Here is a 17637-nt window from a genome sequence, read left to right on the forward strand (position 1 = left end):
TTCGCATCTTGAAAAACCATTGCCTCATCCCTAACTTGGTTCCATTATGAATACCAACCCAACCACTAGGGGATAAGAATATGCGGCAAGACAAATTGACGACCAAGCTTCAGGAAGCGCTGGCGGATGCCCAGAGCCTGGCGGTCGGCAACGACAATCAGTACATCGAACCGGCGCACCTGCTGAGCGCCCTGTTGAACCAGGACGACGGCAGTGCGCGCTCGCTGCTGCAGCGCGCCGGCGTGAACGTCGGCGCGCTGGCGAACGCCCTGCGCGGGCTGCTGGAGCGCCTGCCGAAAGTGTCCGGCACGGGCGGCGACGTCCAGGTCGGGCGCGAACTGGTGCAGCTGCTGAACCTCGCCGACCGCGAATCGCAGAAGCGCGGCGACCAGTTCCTGTCGAGCGAAATGGTGCTGCTGGCGCTGACCGAGGACAAGTCCGACGCCGGCCGCCTGGCGCGCGAGCACGGCCTGGCGAGGAAAGCCCTCGAATCGGCGATCGCCGCCGTGCGCGGAGGCGACGCCTCGGTGAACTCGCAGGATGCCGAAGGCCAGCGTGAAGCACTGAAGAAATACACGCTCGACCTGACCGAGCGCGCCCGCCTGGGCAAGCTCGACCCGGTGATCGGCCGCGACGACGAGATCCGCCGCGCGATCCAGGTGCTGCAGCGCCGTACCAAGAACAATCCAGTGCTGATCGGCGAACCTGGCGTTGGCAAGACCGCCATCGTCGAGGGCCTGGCCCAGCGCATCGTGAACGGCGAAGTGCCGGATTCGCTGAAGGGCAAGCGCGTGCTGTCGCTCGACATGGCGGCCCTGCTGGCGGGCGCCAAGTTCCGCGGTGAATTCGAGGAACGCCTGAAGTCCGTGCTGAAGGAACTCGCGCATGACGAGGGCATGACCATCGTCTTCATCGACGAGATCCACACCATGGTCGGCGCCGGCAAGGCCGAGGGCGCGATGGATGCGGGCAATATGCTGAAGCCGGCGCTGGCGCGCGGCGAGCTGCACTGCATCGGCGCGACCACCCTGGACGAGTACCGCAAGTACGTCGAGAAGGACGCCGCGCTGGAGCGCCGCTTCCAGAAGATCATGGTCGAGGAGCCGAGCGTGGAGGCGACCATCGCCATCCTGCGCGGCCTGCAGGAAAAGTACGAGCTGCACCACAAGGTCGAGATCACCGACCCGGCGATCATCGCCGCGGCCGAGTTGTCGCACCGCTACATCACCGACCGCTTCCTGCCCGACAAGGCGATCGACCTGATCGACGAAGCCGCATCCAAGATCAAGATCGAGATCGACTCCAAGCCTGAAGTGATGGACAAGCTGGACCGCCGCCTGATTCAGCTGAAGATCGAGCGCGAAGCCGTCAAGAAGGAAACCGACGAGGCTTCGCAGCGCCGCCTCGAGCTGATCAACGACGAGATCGCCCGCCTGGAGCGCGAGTACAACGATTACGAGGAAATCCTCAAGGCCGAGAAAGCCGCGGTGCAGGGCACGACCCACATCAAGGAAGAGATCGAGCAGATCCGCCTGCAGATGGAGGAAGCCAAGCGCCAGAGCAACTGGCAGAAGGTGTCCGAGCTGCAGTACGGCCGCCTGCCCGAGCTGGAGCGCCAGCTGAAGGAAGCGGAAGCCGCCGGCGAAAAAGCCGAGGCCGATGCCGACAAGCCGCGCCTGCTGCGCACGCAAGTTGGCGCCGAGGAGATCGCGGAAGTGGTCTCGCGCGCGACCGGCATCCCGGTGGCGCGCATGATGCAGGGCGAACGCGACAAGCTGCTGCACATCGAAGAGAAGCTGCACGAGCGCGTGGTCGGCCAGGACGAGGCGATCGAAGCCGTGTCCGATGCGATCCGCCGTTCGCGCGCCGGCCTGGCCGACCCCAACCGTCCCTACGGCTCCTTCATGTTCCTGGGCCCGACCGGCGTCGGCAAGACCGAGCTGTGCAAGGCACTGGCCGCCTTCCTCTTCGATACCGAGGACTCGCTGATCCGCATCGACATGAGCGAGTTCATGGAGAAGCATTCGGTGGCCCGCCTGATCGGTGCGCCGCCGGGCTATGTCGGCTATGAAGAGGGCGGCTACCTGACCGAAGCCGTGCGCCGCAAGCCCTACAGCGTGATCCTGCTCGACGAGATCGAGAAGGCCCACCCGGACGTGTTCAACGTCCTGCTGCAGGCGCTCGACGACGGCCGCATGACCGATGGCCAGGGCCGCACGGTGGACTTCAAGAACACCGTCATCGTGATGACCTCCAACCTGGGTTCGAACAAGATCCAGTCGATGGACACCGACGAGCCGGCGGTGGTCAAGCTGGCCGTGATGGCCGAGGTGCGCGGACATTTCCGCCCCGAGTTCATCAACCGGATCGACGAGATCGTGGTCTTCCACGCCCTCGACGAGAAGAACATCGGTGCGATCGCCAGGATCCAGCTGGCCGGCCTGGAACAGCGCCTCGAGAAGATGGAGATGCGCCTGGACATCAGCGAGGCCGCCCTGCAGAAGATCGCGGAAGCCGGCTTCGACCCGGTGTACGGCGCCCGTCCGCTCAAGCGCGCGATCCAGCAGCAGATCGAGAATCCGCTGTCGAAGGCGATCCTGTCCGGCCGCTTCGGGCCGAAGGACACGATCCACGTGGGCGTCAACGGCAGCGAGCTGACCTTCGGCGAGGAGCCGACGGTGGAGCTGGCCAAGTAATCTGCTGCGCAGGATGTGAATATGCCTTGTCCGGGTAACCGGGCAGGGCTTTTTTTTGTTGGCGCTTGCACCGTCGTTCCCGCGAAGGCGGGAACCCAAGTTGACCTTAACGCCTGGTCCTGCGCCGCCGCGCCATCGCCCCCATCACCGCCAAGCCACCCAGCATCATCGCGTAGGTCTGCGGCTCCGGCACCGGCGCCAGCGGAATATTCTCCGACAGCAGGCTGCCGACCTTGCGGCCGCCATCGCCGCCGTAGAAGTTGACCTTCACGTGAGGCGAGGAAAAGTCGGTGGCGCCGCCGTTGAAAGTGAACTTGAAGACCATGTCGTCCGACAGCGCGACGCGGTCGCCCGAGAAGCACAGGCTGGCGCCGATATGGGCGCCGCCGCCGCAGCCGTTCGCGTTCAGCTCGTTGCTCGACAGCGTCCAGCTGGCCGCGCCGCCGGGGGCCGAGGTCAGGGTCACGTTGTCGAAGCGGCCGATGTCCTTCAGTTGCAGGGCGCCGATGGTGGTGGCGCTGGCCCAGTCTCCGGTGCGGTGGGCGGCGTCGATTTCGAGGGTCAGCACCTTGTCCGTCCAGGACGACGTGAAGGTGACGCCCTGGTATTCCAGCGTCCCGGCCTGGGCCGAGGCGACGGCGCCCAGCGCCAGCAGTGATGAAAGCAGCGTCTTTCGGAGCGTATTCACTTACTTTCTCCTTTGCCTTGTATCGCGGGTGCCGGCACTTCGCGTCCTGCGAACGGGCCGGCGGTACGGATGAGTCCGCGAACCCAGCGTAGGGGGAGTGGGCGATGGTCTCTGTTAATCAGCTAACTCAGCCTATGTAACAAATATATTGACGGGAAATTAAAGGCTGCAGCAGGGCGATGCTTTGCGGTTCCGGTACCGGGGCCGGCGTGGTCGACGAACCGCTGCCGGTCTGGCTGCCGCTGCCCATGTTCGACACCGATTTTTCATGATACGAAATCCTGTTCGCGGATATGAAAATTGCACAAAAAATACAGGCTCACCAGCTTCCATTCTGAGAAATTTGTTTTCGTATCATGAAATTGAATATATAAGAGGTTGATAAATAAGGAAATAAAAATAATCCTGTGTCTTATATAAGACTATTGGTGCTGCGCACAAGCAGGCCTAAGATATCGGTAACGAAGCTTCCTACCAACTCAGCTTTCATCATTCATCATCGGGAGAACAGCATGGCAACTCGTGAACAGCAAATCGCCGCCCTCAAGCAGGAATGGGAGACCAATCCGCGCTGGAAGAATGTGGTCCGCAATTACACGGCCGAGGACGTCGTCCGCCTGCGCGGCTCGGTGCAGATCGATCACACGCTGGCGCGCCGCGGCGCCGAGAAGCTGTGGGACCTGATCAATAACGAGCCTTACGTCAACGCCCTGGGCGCGCTGACCGGCAACCAGGCCATGCAGCAGGTGAAAGCCGGCCTGAAGGCGATCTACCTGTCCGGCTGGCAGGTGGCGGGCGATGCCAACCTGGCCGGCGAGATGTATCCGGACCAGTCGCTGTATCCGGCCAACTCGGTGCCGATGGTCGTCAAGCGCATCAATAATGCCTTCCAGCGTGCCGACCAGATCCAGTGGTCGGAAGGCAAGGACGACATCGATTACTTCGCACCGATCGTGGCCGATGCCGAAGCCGGTTTCGGCGGCGTGCTGAACGCCTTCGAATTGATGAAGTCGATGATCGAGGCGGGCGCCGCCGGCGTCCACTTCGAAGACCAGCTCGCTTCTGTCAAGAAGTGCGGCCACATGGGCGGCAAGGTGCTGGTGCCGTCCCGCGAAGCCGTCGAGAAGCTGAACGCGGCCCGCCTGGCGGCCGACGTCATGGGCACCCCGACCATCCTGGTGGCCCGTACCGATGCCGAGGCGGCCGACCTGCTGACCTCCGACGTCGACGCCAACGACCAGCCTTTCTGCACCGGCGAGCGCACCGTCGAGGGCTTTTTCCGGGTCAAGCCGGGCGTCGAGCAGGCGATCTCGCGCGGCCTGGCCTATGCCCCTTACGCCGACCTGGTCTGGTGCGAGACCGGCAAGCCGGACCTGGCCTTCGCCAAGCGCTTCGCCGAAGCCATCCACGAAAAATTCCCGGGCAAGATGCTGGCTTATAACTGCTCGCCGTCCTTCAACTGGAAGAAGAACCTGGACGACGCCACCATCGCCAGGTTCCAGAAGGAGCTGGGCGCGATGGGCTACAAGTTCCAGTTCATCACCCTGGCCGGCTTCCACTCGCTGAACTACGGCATGTTCAACCTGGCGCACGGCTATGCGCGCCGCGGCATGTCGGCCTTCGTCGAGCTGCAGGAAGCGGAATTCGCCGCCGCCGAGAAGGGCTTCACCGCGGTCAAGCACCAGCGCGAAGTCGGCACCGGCTACTTCGATGCCGTGACCCAGACCATCCAGCAGCACCAGAGCTCGACGACGGCCCTGCATGGCTCGACCGAGGATGAGCAGTTCTTCGACGAAAAGAAAGTCGCATAGCGTCCAACAAAAGCCCTCATGGCTTCGTTGAACGCTTTGAATTAGTTTCCTCCGTTGTTCGCGGTGGCAGCCGCAGCGCTCACAAGGCGCTGCGGTTTTTTAATTTTGGGGCGGTGCACGCATCTAGGCGATAATGGCGGCTTTCTTGCCTCATCCTTGGAATTGCCATGTTCAGCTACCGCCACGCCTTCCACGCGGGTAACCACGCCGACGTCCTGAAACACTTCATACAGGTGCAGCTGCACCAGTACATGAACCAGAAAGACGTGGCCTATACCTATATCGACACCCATTCCGGTGCCGGCGTGTACGCGCTCGACAGTGCCCAGGCGGTGAAGAGCGGGGAATACCTGGACGGCATCGCGCGCCTGTGGGAGCGCGACGACCTGCCGCCGGCGCTGGCGGATTACGTCAACCTGGTGCGCGGGATGAACCCGAGCGGCAAGTTGCGCTACTACCCGGGTTCGCCCTATGTGGCGGAGCAGGTCGCGCGCCCCGAGGATCGCCTGCGCCTGTTCGAACTGCACCCGGCCGACACTCGTCTGCTGGTGGAAAATTTCCGCAAGCTGGAAGCGCACAAGGCGGAGCAGGGCGAGCGTGCGCGCGGCCGCCGCATCCTGATCGACCATGCCGACGGCTTCCAGGGCATGAAAGCCCTGCTGCCGCCACCTTCGCGCCGCGCATTGGTCCTGATCGACCCGCCCTATGAAGTCAAGCTCGACTACAAGCATGTGCGCGATGCGCTGGACGAAGCCCTCGGCCGTTTCCCGTCCGGCATCTACGCGGTCTGGTATCCGGTGCTGCAGCGCATGGAATCGCGCCAGTTCGCCGATCGCCTGAAGCGCCTGCCGGCCAAGGAGTGGCTGCACGTGACCCTGACCGTGGCGACGCCGGGTCCGGACGGCACCGGCATGCACAGCAGCGGCATGTTCATCCTCAATCCTCCCTACACGCTGGAAGCGACCCTGCGCGAGACCATGCCCTACCTGGTGCAGGTGCTGGGCCAGGACGGCGGCGCCACCTTCCGCATCGAGAAGGGCAACCAGGTCACGGGGACAGCCCTGGCGCGCGGCGTCGAGGCCGGTCCGCGCAAGCCGGTCGGCAATGCCCGCCGCGCCAGCCCGCTGTCGGGCGCCGGCAGCCTGCGCCTGCCGGGCCAGCCCTTCGGCGACGGGCCGCGCAAGCGCGAAGGCGGCGCGCCCGGCAAGGAGCTTGCCGGCGGTCGCCCGGCCCAGCCTGCCGAGGCGCCGGCAAAGAAACGCGTGCCCGCATTTCGCTACGCTGACCAGAACAAATCGGCCGCTCGAAGCAATAAACGTAAGCCAGGCAGCGGCAGCTAAGCGTTCGCGGCCGAGTCCCGCGCCGTAACGATTTGATACGATGTCGAAATGTAAAGACTCCGACTCTGTAGTATAGTCGAAGTGGTGCCGGGGCCCTGCCTCGGCTCCGGCTCGCATTTGCGTGCCGAAATTGATTTCAGGAGTTTTTACGATGCACGCGGATGCAACGGCAGTCACGTCCATGCCGTCCGATGAATTCTTTCTGGCGCGCCAGCCCATACTCGGGCGCGACCAGAGACTGGTTGCGTTCGAGCTGCTGTTTCGCGCCGCCCCGGAGCACGAGGACGCGCAACTGACCGATTATGCCGCCGCGACCGCCACCGTCATCGCCCACGCTTCGCAGCTGGGCATGGAACAGGTGGTGGGAGACCAGCTCGCCTTCGTCAATGTCGACGAAGTAGTGCTGAAGAGCGACTTCGTCCGCTTCCTGCCGCCTGACCGCGTGATCCTCGAGATTCTCGAAACCGTCGAGCCCAACGCCGAGGTGCTGGCGCGGGTGCGGGAGTTGAAGGAGCTCGGCTTCAAGTTCGCCCTCGACGATGTTATAGGCCATTCCGAGCAGGTTAGCAAGTTGATCGATCTCGTGGACGTGATCAAGGTCGACCTGAAAGGCATCAGCCGGGAAGAGCTGACTTGCCTGGCCAACAGCTTGCGCGATGCGCCGCAGAAATTGTTAGCCGAGAAGGTCGAGACCGTGGAGGAATTCCGCCTCTGCCTCGAGCTCGGTTTCGAATACTTCCAGGGCTATTATTTCGCGCGTCCGGCCATCCTGTCGGGCAAGAAGATTTCGCCGTCCGAACTGGTGGTGCTGCGCCTGCTCGAGCTGATCGGCTCGAATGCCGACAGCGCCGCCATCGAGGCCGCCGTCAAGCGCGATGCGCTGCTGAGCCTGAATCTGCTGCGCCTGGTGAACAGCCGTGCGGCCGGTCCCGACCGCCACATTGAATCGGTGTCCCAGGCCCTGCACCAGCTCGGCCGCAGCCAGCTGCAGCGCTGGCTGCAGATCCTGCTGTACAGCGCGCCGGACGGCCGGGTCGAACTGAATTCACCGCTGCTTCAGATGGCGACCACGCGCGGCCGCCTGCTCGAACTGATGAGCCAGACCCTGCGCCCGGACGACGTCGCCGGCGCCGAGACCGCCTTCACGGTCGGCATCATGTCCCTGATGGATGCGCTGCTGTCGCTGCCGATGGACCGCATCCTGAACCGTGTCGACGTCTCGCAGGAAGTGAGGGCGGCGCTGCTGGACCGCAGCGGCGACTATGGCGCCATGCTGAGCGTGGCCGAGGAACTGGAAGGGAAGCAATGCGGCCGCGCCCTGAAGCGCGCCATCGACAGGCTGGGCCTGTCCGTCAAGCAGATCCGCGAGATCGAGCTGGCCGCTTTCGATTGGGTGCGCGGCCTCGGCGCCGATTCACGCCAGCACTAGAGCGTCGGCAAACCCTCATGGCGGCGTTGCACCGCCTTGCCCTGAGGGCTTGTCGACGCTCTAGCTATTCATTGTCCCAGCAGCAGGAACACGGTCGGCTTCTTGTGGAAGTCCGGCCCCTTGTTCGCCGCCAGCGCGGCCTTCCATTTGGCCGCCGTCAGGGTGCGCACCGATTCGCTGGGCAGCGACAGGTCGGTCGCCACGCAGATCAGCGTGCCCGGCTGGCAGGCGCCGGCCAGGGCTTCCAGCATGGCGGCGTTGCGGTAGGGCGTTTCGATCAGCAGCTGGGTCTGTTTCTCGGCGCGCGAGCGCTGTTCCAGCTGCTGGATGCGCTTGGTGCGCTGGGCGGGTTCAAGCGGCAGGTAGCCGTTGAAGGCGAAGCTCTGGCCGTTCAGGCCGCTCGCCATCACGGCCAGCAGCAGCGAAGACGGGCCGACCAGCGGCCGCACCGTGATGCCGTGCTGGTGGGCCAGGCGGACCAGGTCCGCGCCCGGATCGGCCACCGCCGGCACCCCGGCTTCGGACACCAGGCCGGCGTCATGGCCTTCCAGCAGCGGCGCCAGCAGGGCGGCAAGGGCCGTCGGCGGCGTGTTCACGTTGAGTTCCGAGATCTTGATTTCCTGCAGGGGGCGCGCCAGCGGGTGGTCGATCGCCACCAGTTTCAGAAAGGCACGCGCCGTCTTCGCGTTCTCCGCCACGAAATATTCGAGCTTCGACGTGATGTCCTGCACCTGTTCGGGCAGGACGTGGGACAGGGCGCGGGGATTGGCTTCGGTGGGACCGAGCGTATTGGGAATCAGGTAGAGAATGCCTGGCATGGGGTTTCTTGTTATTTATTATTCGAAGAAGCGGACGCCCGCGCGGCGCAGCATGCCCGTCAGGGCGATCAGCGGCAGGCCGGTGAGGGCGGTCGGGTCGCTGCTGTCGATGCGTTCCAGCAAGGCGATGCCGAGTCCTTCGTTCTTGGCGCTGCCGGCGCAGTCATAGGGCTGCTCGATGCGCAGGTAAGCGTCGAGTTCGTGGTCGGGCAGGTCGCGGAACGTGACGAAGACCTGCACGTTCTCGACCCGGGCCGCCTGTTCTGGCGCCAGCCGGCCATCCCGCAGGCACAGGGCGGTGTGGAAGGTCACGCGGCGTCCGCGCATCTTCTGCAGCTGGGCCAGGGCGCGCGCATGGTCGCCCGGTTTGCCGATCTGTTCGCCGTCCAGCGTGGCGACCTGGTCCGAGCCGATCACCAGCGCCCCCGGATGCTTTCCGGCGATGGCGGCGGCCTTCGAGCGCGCCAGGCGCAGGGCGGTTTCCTCGGGCGCTTCGCCCGGCAGCGCCGTCTCGTCGATGTCCGGTGCGATCGCCTCGAAGGGCAGGCCCAGCCGGGACAGCAATTCGCGCCGGTAAGCGGAGCTGGAAGCGAGGATCAGGCGCACAGGATCACGGCAATGAGCGGAACTTGGTAACATGTCGGCCGGTCGAATATTCATAAGCAAAACAAATAGATAGGCCTCCCCGGCAAGCAAATCCGATGACTTGTGCGGTCATGCCGACAGGGACCTCACAAAATGCACGGATTCTTTGACTGAGCGGGAAGAAGCCTGTTATTATCGCAGGTTTTCCGGGGAAGCTTTTCCAAATGAGCGCTTTTGTCATCGACGCTTTTGAATTTTGTCGGAACAACGGCTATAAGGAAGGTGTCACGCCGGTGGCAGAGATGCCCCGCCTGGCAGCCGAGTGCACCGACCCGTCCGGCCAGATCGCCTGGGCGATCCAGGGCGGCCAGACCAGGCAGGGTTATCCGTCGATGACGCTGTCCGTCTCCGGCACCGTGCAACTGGTCTGCCAGCGCTGCCTGGCGCCGTTCGGCTACGGCATCGATTCGTCGACCATGCTGGTGCTGGGCAAGAACGACGAAGATGCGGACGAGATCGAGGAAATCCTCGACGATGAAAGCATCGATGTGATCGTCGGCAGCCATGCCTGCGATATCATGCAGTTGCTGGAAGATGAAGCCCTGCTGGCCCTGCCGCAGGCACCGAAGCATGAGGTGTGCCCCGATACCAAGCTGATGGACTCCATCAAGTCCGAAAAGGTATCGCCGTTCGCGGCACTGAAGAGCCTCAAATCAGAATAAAATAGTGGAAGTATTTGTGCCGTGGATGCCGAGAAGGTATTTGGGCGCGCAAAAAACGTGTCAAACGCGTGCAGCAGTCGAGTATGGCAGCGGTAGCAAGATGTAGGCAGCGTTAAAACATGTCGGCAATGTAGATTATTGCCGCTGGGATACTCGATGCGCATGTAATTGCAAGTCGATTGTGTTAGAATTTTAGAACTTATGTTTAGGAGTCATCATGGCAGTTCAGCAGAATAAGAAGTCCCCGTCGAAGCGCGGCATGCACCGTTCGCACGATTTCCTGGTTGCACCGAATCTGGCCGTCGAGCCGACCACCGGTGAAACCCACCTGCGTCACCACATCAGCCCGAACGGTTTCTACCGTGGTCGCAAAGTGATCAAGACCAAGAACGACGAGTAATCGGCGTCTTGCTGTTTTGTTCCATGAAAGCGGTGCAACGTATGAAGAGTGCGTGGCGCCGCTTTCTCTTTTGCGATATTGATACCGGTTGCACGTCCGCCGTGTATGCCGTCGTTTTCGATCCCGCTGAGTCCGTCCGGCATGCCGCCGCGCCAGGACACGCCGCCGCCCGACCCTGAGGCAGCGCGGTTCTTCCCGAAAAATGACAATTACAATCTCCATTGACTGCATGGGCGGCGATCACGGCCCCTCAGTTACCATTCCGGCAGCGCTCGCCTTCCTCAAGCACCAACCCGAAGCCGAACTGATCCTGGTCGGCCTGGAAGACCAGGTGCGCGCCGAACTCAAGAAACATCACGCCGACTCCAGCCCGCGCCTGAGCATCAGGCACGCCACCGAAGTGGTGGCGATGGACGATCCGATCGAAGTCGCACTGCGCCGCAAGAAGGATTCCTCGATGCGCGTGGCGATCGAGCTGGTCAAGGACGGCAAGGCCGACGTCTGCGTCTCGGCCGGCAATACCGGTGCCCTGATGGCGATCTCGCGCTACGTCCTCAAGACCATGGCCGACGTCGATCGCCCGGCGATCTGCTCGATCATGCCGAACCAGAAGGGCAGTCCGACCTATATGCTGGACCTGGGCGCCAACGTCGACTGCGAACCCCATCACCTGCACCAGTTCGCCATCATGGGCGCCGTGCTGTTCGAGGCCATGGAAGGGCGTCGTCCCAGTATCGGCCTGCTCAACGTGGGCACCGAGGAAATCAAGGGCACCGAAGCGGTCAAGGCGACCGCCGCACTGCTGCGCGCCGACCATGAGCGCGGCATCCTGAATTTCCACGGCAACGTCGAAGGCAACGACATCTTCAAGGGTACGGTCGACGTGATCGTCTGCGACGGCTTCGTCGGCAACGTGACCCTGAAGGCGGTCGAGGGCCTGTCGCGCTTCTTCAAGGCTACCTTGATGGAAACCACGATGTCCAAGCTGGGCGCGCTGCTGGCCCGCAAGTCGCTGAAGAAGCTGAACCCGGAGAGCTATAACGGCGCCGGCCTGCTGGGCCTGAAGGGCCTGGTGTTCAAGAGCCACGGCGGTGCAAATGCATTTGCTTTCGAGTGGGCAATTAAACGGGCCTATAATGCGGCTCAAAACAATGTGCAGGAACAGTTGTCGGCGATGATCACCGAGCTGATGCCACGCACTCCTGACCCGCAAGCGCCAGGCTCCACCATTCAGCAGGGCTAATAATGACTGTGTATAGCAAAATCATCGGTACCGGCAGCTATCTGCCGGCCCAGCGCGTCACCAACCACGACCTGGCCGCCCAACTGGGCGCCAAGGGCATCGAGACCTCGGACGAGTGGATCGTGTCGCGCAGCGGCATCTCGGCGCGCCACTATGCGGCCGCCGACGAAAGCGCGTCCGACCTGGGCGTGAAGGCGGCCCACAAGGCCCTCGAGGCGGCCGGTCTGACGCCCGAGCAGATCGACCTGATCATCGTCGCCACCTCGACCCCCGATTTCTACGGCAACTTCCCGAGCACGGCCTGCATCGTGCAGGACAAGCTGGGCATCCGCAACAACGGCGCCGCATTCGACGTGGCCGCCGTCTGCAGCGGCTTCGTCTACGCGCTGTCGACCGCCGACGCCTTCATCAAGGCCGGCAATGCGAAGAACGTGCTGGTGATCGGCGCCGAAGTGTTCTCGCGCATCCTCGACTTCAACGACCGCGGCACCTGCGTGCTGTTCGGCGACGGCGCCGGCGCGGTGGTAATGACGGCTTCCGAAGAGCCGGGCGTGCTGGCGGTCAAGCTGCATGCCGACGGCAGCCACGGCGACATCCTGTGCGGCCCGACGAATCCGGCCAGTGCCGCGATCTCCGGCCAGAAATACCTGTACATGGATGGCCAGGCGGTGTTCAAGCTGGCCGTGACGGTGCTGGAAAAGGTCGCCAACGAGGCCCTCGAGCACGCGAAGATGCCGGCCTCGGAAATCGACTGGCTGATCCCGCACCAGGCCAACATCCGCATCATGAACGGCACCGCCAAGAAGCTCGGCCTGCCGCTTGAAAAGATGGTCGTGACCGTCAACGAACACGGCAATACCTCGGCCGCATCGATCCCGCTGGCGCTCGACCAGGCGGTGCGCGACGGCCGCATCAAGCCCGGCCACAACATCCTGATGGAAGGCGTGGGCGGCGGCTTTACCTGGGGCGCTGTCCTGGCCCGCATGTAAGCACGATAAAAACAAAGAGGAGGACTCCTTAATGAGCAAATTCGCATTCCTGTTCACGGGCCAGGGCGCCCAGGCCGTCGGCATGCTGAACGGCTTCGCCGGCAATCCGGTCGTCGAACAGACCGTCGCCGAAGCGTCGGAAGCCCTGGGCCAGGACCTCGGCAAGCTGATCGCCGAAGGCCCGAAGGAAGAACTGGACCTGACCACCAACACCCAGCCGGTGATGCTGACCGCGGCCGTGGCCGTGTACCGCGCCTGGATCGCGGCCGGCGGCCCGGTCCCGAGCGTCGTCGCCGGCCACAGCCTGGGCGAGTACTCGGCCCTGGTGGCCGCGGGCGTGATCGATTTCAAGGACGCGGTGCCGCTGGTGCGCTTCCGCGCGCAGTCGATGCAGGACGCGGTGCCGGTGGGGCAGGGCGGCATGGCCGTCATCCTCGGCCTGCAGGCCGATGTGGTGCGCGAAGTCTGCGCCGAAGCCGAAGGTGGGGCTTTAAATGCGGGTGAAGTCGTCGAAGCCGTGAACTTCAACGAGCCGACCCAGATCGTGATCGCCGGCCACACCGCCGCGGTCGAGCGCGCCTGCGACATCGCCAAGGCCAAGGGCGCCAAGCGCGCCATGAAGCTGTCGGTGTCGGCGCCTTTCCACTCCTCGCTGCTGAAGCCGGCCTCGGACCGCCTGCGCGACTACATGGCGAACCTGACTTTCCATGCGCCCCGGATCGACTTGATCAATAACGTCGACGTCGCTATCCTGCACGATCCTGCCGCGATCAAGGACGCCCTGGTGCGCCAGGCCGCCGGCGCGGTGCGCTGGGTCGAGACCATGCAGAAGATGGCGGCGGACGGCGTGACCCAGGTGATCGAGTGCGCGCCGAGCAAGACCCTGATCGGCATGGCCAAGCGCATCGACCCGGCGCTGGCCGGCGAAGCCCTGGTCGACCAGGAGTCGCTGGAGCGCGTGCTGGCAGCAATTAAGGCACAGTGAAACCACGGGGTCAGAGCCCGAATAAGAGCAATCAAAGCCAAGGATTAGCATGAATCTGCAAAACCAAGTCGCCCTCGTTACCGGCGCATCGCGCGGCATCGGCAAGGCCATCGCCCTCGAACTGGCGCGCCAGGGTGCGAAAGTGGTCGGCACCGCCACCACCGAAGCCGGCGCCGAAGCCATCACCGCCTACCTGTCCGAATTCGGCGGCAAAGGCATGGTGCTGAACGTCACCGACGCCGCCCAGTGCGCGGCCCTGATCGACGAGGTCAGCAAGAACGTCGGCAGCATCGGCATCCTGGTCAACAATGCCGGCATCACCCAGGACAACCTGGCGATGCGCATGAAGGACGAGGAGTGGGACAGCGTGATCGCCACCAACCTCACCGCCGTCGGCCGCCTGTCGCGCGCCGTGCTGCGCGGCATGATGAAGGCGAAGCAGGGCCGCATCATCAACATCACTTCGGTGGTCGCTTCGAGCGGCAATCCGGGCCAGATGAACTACGCGGCCGCCAAGGCCGGCGTGGAAGGCATGGGCCGCGCGCTGGCGCGCGAGATCGGCAGCCGCAACATCACCGTCAACAGCGTGGCGCCGGGCTTCATCGATACCGACATGACCAAGGCCCTGGGCGAATCCCAGCACGAAGCCCTGCTGGGCCAGATTCCGCTGGGCCGCCTGGGCAGCCCGGAAGACATCGCCCACGCGGTGGCATTCCTGGCAGGTCCGCAAGCTGCTTACATCACGGGCACGACCCTGCACGTGAATGGCGGCATGTACATGAATTAAGCCAGATCTCATCTTTTAGCAGTAGTTTCAGCCGAATTAGCGTCAAACGCTGAAAATAGTTTTTCAACGCGCAAACCCTGATAAAATGCGCGCACTTTCCGAAACACATACCTAATGGAGCCATAACATGTCGGATATCGAACAACGCGTTAAAAAAATCGTCGCTGAGCAACTGGGCGTTGCCGAAGCAGACATCAAAATCGATTCCTCGTTCGTTGACGACCTCGGCGCTGATTCGCTGGACACCGTTGAACTGGTGATGGCACTGGAAGACGAATTCGAAATGGAAATCCCGGACGAGCAGGCCGAGAAGATCACCACCGTTCGTCAAGCCATCGAGTACGCACAAGCGCACGTCAAGGCCTAAGCTTTCAGTAATTCAGGAGATACGCTTGAGTTCACGCAACCGTCGTGTCGTCGTAACTGGCCTGGGTTGCATTTCCCCGATCGGTAACACCATTGCCGAAGCGTGGGAAAGCGCCCTGGCCGGAAAATCGGGTATCGGCAACATCACCCGGTTCGACGCAACGCCTTTTTCGACCCGTTTCGCGGGCGAAGTGAAGAACTTCAACGTCGAGGACTACCTGCCCGGCAAGGAAGGCCGCCATATGGATACCTTTATCCATTTCGGCATGGCCGCGGGTATCCAGGCGTTGCAGGATTCGGGTATCGAAGTCACCGAGCAGAACGCCGACCGCATCGGCGTGATGGTGGGTTCGGGCATCGGCGGTCTGCCGCTGATCGAAGCGACCAAGGAAGAGTACGACAGCCGCGGCCCGCGCCGCATCTCGCCGTTCTTCGTGCCGGCCTCGATCATCAACATGATCTCGGGCGACCTGTCGATCAAGTTCGGCCTGCGCGGCCCGAACCTGGCGATCGTCACCGCCTGCACCACCGGCCTGCACTGCATCGGCGCGGCAGCGCGCCTGATCGAGTACGGCGATGCCGACGTGATGATCGCCGGCGGTGCCGAGTCGACCGTCTCGCCGCTGGGTCTGGGCGGCTTCGCCTCGGCTCGTGCGCTGTCGTCGCGCAATGACGATCCGGCTACCGCTTCGCGTCCCTGGGACCGCGACCGCGACGGCTTCGTGCTCGGCGAGGGCGCCGGCGTGATGGTGCTCGAAGAGTACGAACACGCCAAGGCCCGCGGCGCGAAGATCTACGCGGAAGTCGTCGGCTTCGGCATGAGCGCGGATGCCAACCACATCACCGCTCCGCTCGAGGACGGCAGTGGCGCCTCGCGCTGCATGGTGTCGGCAATGAACTACGCCGGCATCAACCCGGACCAGGTGCATTACGTGAATGCGCACGGCACCTCGACCCCGGTCGGCGACGTCGCTGAAGTGAAGGGCATCAAGCGCACCTTCGGCGACCACGCCGGCAAGCTGGTGGTCAACTCGACCAAGTCGATGACCGGCCACCTGCTGGGCGGCGCCGGCGGCCTCGAGTCCGTGTTCACCGTGCTGGCGATCCACAACCAGGTTTCGCCACCGACGATCAATATCTTCAACCAGGATCCGGAATGCGACCTGGACTTCTGCGCCAACACGGCGCGCGAAATGAAGATCGATTACGCGGTGAAGAACTCCTTCGGTTTCGGCGGTACCAACGGTACCCTGGTCTTCGCCAAGGTCTGACCGACTCCATCCAGGTTGAACCAAAAAAGCCCATCTCCTGTCCAAGGAGATGGGCTTTTTGTCATCTCGGCGTTCCCATCCATCCTTAGCTGATCGCCCATGTCGATAGCGGTATCCGCCATCGTCAGGCCGTCGCGCATCCATCGATGCCTGCTGTTCGGCGCCGGCCTGTCCCTGTTCGCCGCGGCCTTCGCGGTGGGCCTGGCCACGCCCGCACGCTTCCACGCCGGCATGCTGCAGGCCCTCGTGCTGGCAGCTTCCGGCGCCGTGCTGTTGCATGCCGGGTCGGGCCGGGCAAAGACGCACCGGATTGATATTTCTGGAACTGGCGAGGTGGTCCTGACGGTACAACAAGGGCTGCGCAAGCCGGCCGCAGCCCAGTTGGGCGTGGCCTTGTTGCCGGGCTCCGTCGTCTGGCCGCTGTTGATGCTGCTGCGCTTCAGGGATGAAGGTTCCCGCGTGCACGTCCTGCCGGTGTGGCGCGACAGTGTCGGGCCGGGCACCTGGCGGGCGCTGTCGGTGGCGGTGCTGGCGATCGGGCGGCGCCAATGAACTTATTGCAGCGGGCCAACTCTTAAGCAACAAGGACGTTCAGTGACAACCGAGCGCGAGTGTGATCAACTGCTGGTAGAGCGCGTCCAGGCTGGCGATCGCCGGGCGTTCGACCTGCTGGTGTCCAAATACCAGCGCCGGCTGATGCGCCTGGTGTCGCGCCTCGTGCACGATCCGGCCGAAGCGGAAGACGTGGTGCAGGAAACCTTTATCAAGGCCTTTCGCGCACTGCGCCATTTCCGCGGAGATTCCGCGTTTTATACCTGGCTGTACCGGATAGGAATTAATACGGCAAAAAATTTTCTCGTCACGCAAGGCAGGAGGGCACCGACCTCGACGGAAGCCGACGCCGAACGTGCGGAAGGATTTGACGACGCAGACAGCTTGCGAGACATTAATACACCAGAGTCCGTCCTGGCCAGCAAGCAGATCGCGTTCACGGTGAATGCCGCCATGGAGGCGCTGCCGCTGGAACTGCGGACCGCGATCGTCCTGCGCGAAATCGAAGGCTTGAGCTACGAGGAAATCTCCGAAGTGATGGCGTGTCCAATCGGTACGGTGCGTAGCCGGATATTCCGGGCGCGCGAAGTGATTGCCGAGAAATTGAGGCCCTTGCTCGATAATCCGGCTGACAAACGTCGGTAGGTAGCGATGCAGCGTGGAGCGTCATGCGCTCTTGAATGAGGATCTGACTCCGACGAGATGGAACCAAGATGGACACGAACAAAAAAAACCGCGAATACATCTCCGCCCTGATGGACGGCGAAACCCCGGATGCCGACCAGGAGCTGGCCATGGCCGCGCTGGGCGGACCGGAGGGCCAGCAAGCCTGGGATACCTTCCACCGTATCGGCGACCTGCTGCGCGCCGAAGCCACGCCCGAGCTGTCGTCCGGCTTCGAGGAGAAGCTGGCGGCGCGGCTGGCGGCCGAGCCGCTGCCGACCAGGCGCGCGGC

At 63.4% G+C, this 17637-nt stretch carries 18 protein-coding genes; 15 read left to right on the plus strand and 3 right to left on the minus strand.

The features are described from left to right. The first annotated feature begins 80 nt into the window (after window positions 1-80). A complete protein-coding gene (gene clpB, locus AB4Z32_RS25545) occupies window positions 81-2696 on the plus strand; it encodes an ATP-dependent chaperone ClpB (RefSeq protein WP_442124664.1) in 2616 nt (871 codons plus the stop codon). Window positions 2697-2802: 106 nt separating this feature from the next. On the opposite strand, the gene AB4Z32_RS25550 is transcribed toward clpB, so the two are convergent. Continuing rightward, on the minus strand, window positions 2803-3384 hold the full coding sequence (locus AB4Z32_RS25550) for a PEP-CTERM sorting domain-containing protein (protein ID WP_442124665.1): 582 nt from the start codon (window positions 3382-3384) through the stop codon (window positions 2803-2805). Window positions 3385-3896: 512 nt separating this feature from the next. Here AB4Z32_RS25550 and aceA point away from each other — a divergent pair. The 3 genes from aceA to AB4Z32_RS25565 all read left to right on the plus strand — a co-directional run bounded on the left by aceA (window position 3897) and on the right by AB4Z32_RS25565 (window position 7964). Next, on the plus strand, window positions 3897-5195 hold the full coding sequence (aceA, locus tag AB4Z32_RS25555; protein WP_442124666.1) for an isocitrate lyase: 1299 nt from the start codon (window positions 3897-3899) through the stop codon (window positions 5193-5195). 167 nt (window positions 5196-5362) lie between these two features. Continuing rightward, window positions 5363-6535 carry a 23S rRNA (adenine(2030)-N(6))-methyltransferase RlmJ gene (locus AB4Z32_RS25560; RefSeq protein ID WP_442124667.1) on the plus strand — a complete coding sequence of 391 codons (1173 nt, stop codon included), beginning with the start codon at window positions 5363-5365 and terminating at the stop codon, window positions 6533-6535. Between the two features lie 151 nt (window positions 6536-6686). After that, window positions 6687-7964: an EAL and HDOD domain-containing protein gene (locus tag AB4Z32_RS25565; protein WP_442124668.1), complete on the plus strand. Its 1278-nt coding sequence runs from the start codon at window positions 6687-6689 to the stop codon at window positions 7962-7964. Window positions 7965-8032: 68 nt separating this feature from the next. Here AB4Z32_RS25565 and AB4Z32_RS25570 read toward each other — a convergent pair whose 3' ends face one another. Both AB4Z32_RS25570 and AB4Z32_RS25575 read right to left on the minus strand, forming a co-directional pair. Then, complete coding sequence (locus AB4Z32_RS25570; RefSeq protein WP_442124669.1) at window positions 8033-8782, minus strand: SAM-dependent methyltransferase; 750 nt, start codon at window positions 8780-8782, stop codon at window positions 8033-8035. An 18-nt stretch (window positions 8783-8800) separates the two neighbouring features. Next, complete coding sequence (locus AB4Z32_RS25575; protein WP_442124670.1) at window positions 8801-9421, minus strand: Maf-like protein; 621 nt, start codon at window positions 9419-9421, stop codon at window positions 8801-8803. A gap of 170 nt (window positions 9422-9591) precedes the next feature. Here AB4Z32_RS25575 and AB4Z32_RS25580 point away from each other — a divergent pair, with 170 nt between their 5' ends. From AB4Z32_RS25580 to AB4Z32_RS25630, 11 genes are all read left to right on the plus strand, one after another. Continuing rightward, window positions 9592-10089, plus strand: coding sequence for a YceD family protein (locus tag AB4Z32_RS25580; RefSeq protein ID WP_442124671.1), 498 nt, complete (start codon window positions 9592-9594; stop codon window positions 10087-10089). Window positions 10090-10306: 217 nt separating this feature from the next. Next, window positions 10307-10489, plus strand: a complete 183-nt coding sequence (gene rpmF / locus AB4Z32_RS25585; RefSeq protein WP_036168414.1) for a 50S ribosomal protein L32 — start codon at window positions 10307-10309, stop codon at window positions 10487-10489. A gap of 202 nt (window positions 10490-10691) precedes the next feature. Beyond that, window positions 10692-11732 (plus strand): phosphate acyltransferase PlsX, encoded by a 1041-nt coding sequence (plsX, locus tag AB4Z32_RS25590; protein WP_442124672.1) that lies wholly within the window; start codon window positions 10692-10694, stop codon window positions 11730-11732. Between the two features lie 2 nt (window positions 11733-11734). Beyond that, the gene (locus AB4Z32_RS25595) at window positions 11735-12721 is read left to right on the plus strand and encodes a beta-ketoacyl-ACP synthase III (protein ID WP_442124673.1); all 987 of its coding nucleotides are present in this window, start codon (window positions 11735-11737) and stop codon (window positions 12719-12721) included. Window positions 12722-12752: 31 nt separating this feature from the next. Further along, on the plus strand, window positions 12753-13706 hold the full coding sequence (fabD, locus tag AB4Z32_RS25600; protein ID WP_442124674.1) for an ACP S-malonyltransferase: 954 nt from the start codon (window positions 12753-12755) through the stop codon (window positions 13704-13706). A gap of 49 nt (window positions 13707-13755) precedes the next feature. Beyond that, the gene (gene fabG / locus AB4Z32_RS25605) at window positions 13756-14493 is read left to right on the plus strand and encodes a 3-oxoacyl-ACP reductase FabG (protein WP_442124675.1); all 738 of its coding nucleotides are present in this window, start codon (window positions 13756-13758) and stop codon (window positions 14491-14493) included. Window positions 14494-14620: 127 nt separating this feature from the next. Beyond that, window positions 14621-14860, plus strand: coding sequence for an acyl carrier protein (gene acpP / locus AB4Z32_RS25610; RefSeq protein WP_036168404.1), 240 nt, complete (start codon window positions 14621-14623; stop codon window positions 14858-14860). A 25-nt stretch (window positions 14861-14885) separates the two neighbouring features. Then, window positions 14886-16130, plus strand: a complete 1245-nt coding sequence (fabF, locus tag AB4Z32_RS25615) for a beta-ketoacyl-ACP synthase II (RefSeq protein ID WP_442124676.1) — start codon at window positions 14886-14888, stop codon at window positions 16128-16130. Window positions 16131-16229: 99 nt separating this feature from the next. Continuing rightward, a complete protein-coding gene (locus AB4Z32_RS25620; RefSeq protein ID WP_442124677.1) occupies window positions 16230-16682 on the plus strand; it encodes a protein YgfX in 453 nt (150 codons plus the stop codon). A 42-nt stretch (window positions 16683-16724) separates the two neighbouring features. Then, on the plus strand, window positions 16725-17327 hold the full coding sequence (rpoE, locus tag AB4Z32_RS25625) for an RNA polymerase sigma factor RpoE (protein WP_442124678.1): 603 nt from the start codon (window positions 16725-16727) through the stop codon (window positions 17325-17327). A gap of 68 nt (window positions 17328-17395) precedes the next feature. Continuing rightward, window positions 17396-17637 (plus strand): sigma-E factor negative regulatory protein (locus AB4Z32_RS25630; protein WP_442124679.1); only part of this gene is annotated, 242 nt, incomplete at its 3' end.

Origin of the sequence: Massilia sp. 2TAF26, assembly GCF_052115005.1 — a bacterium.
Taxonomy (GTDB): Bacteria; Pseudomonadota; Gammaproteobacteria; order Burkholderiales; family Burkholderiaceae_D; genus Telluria.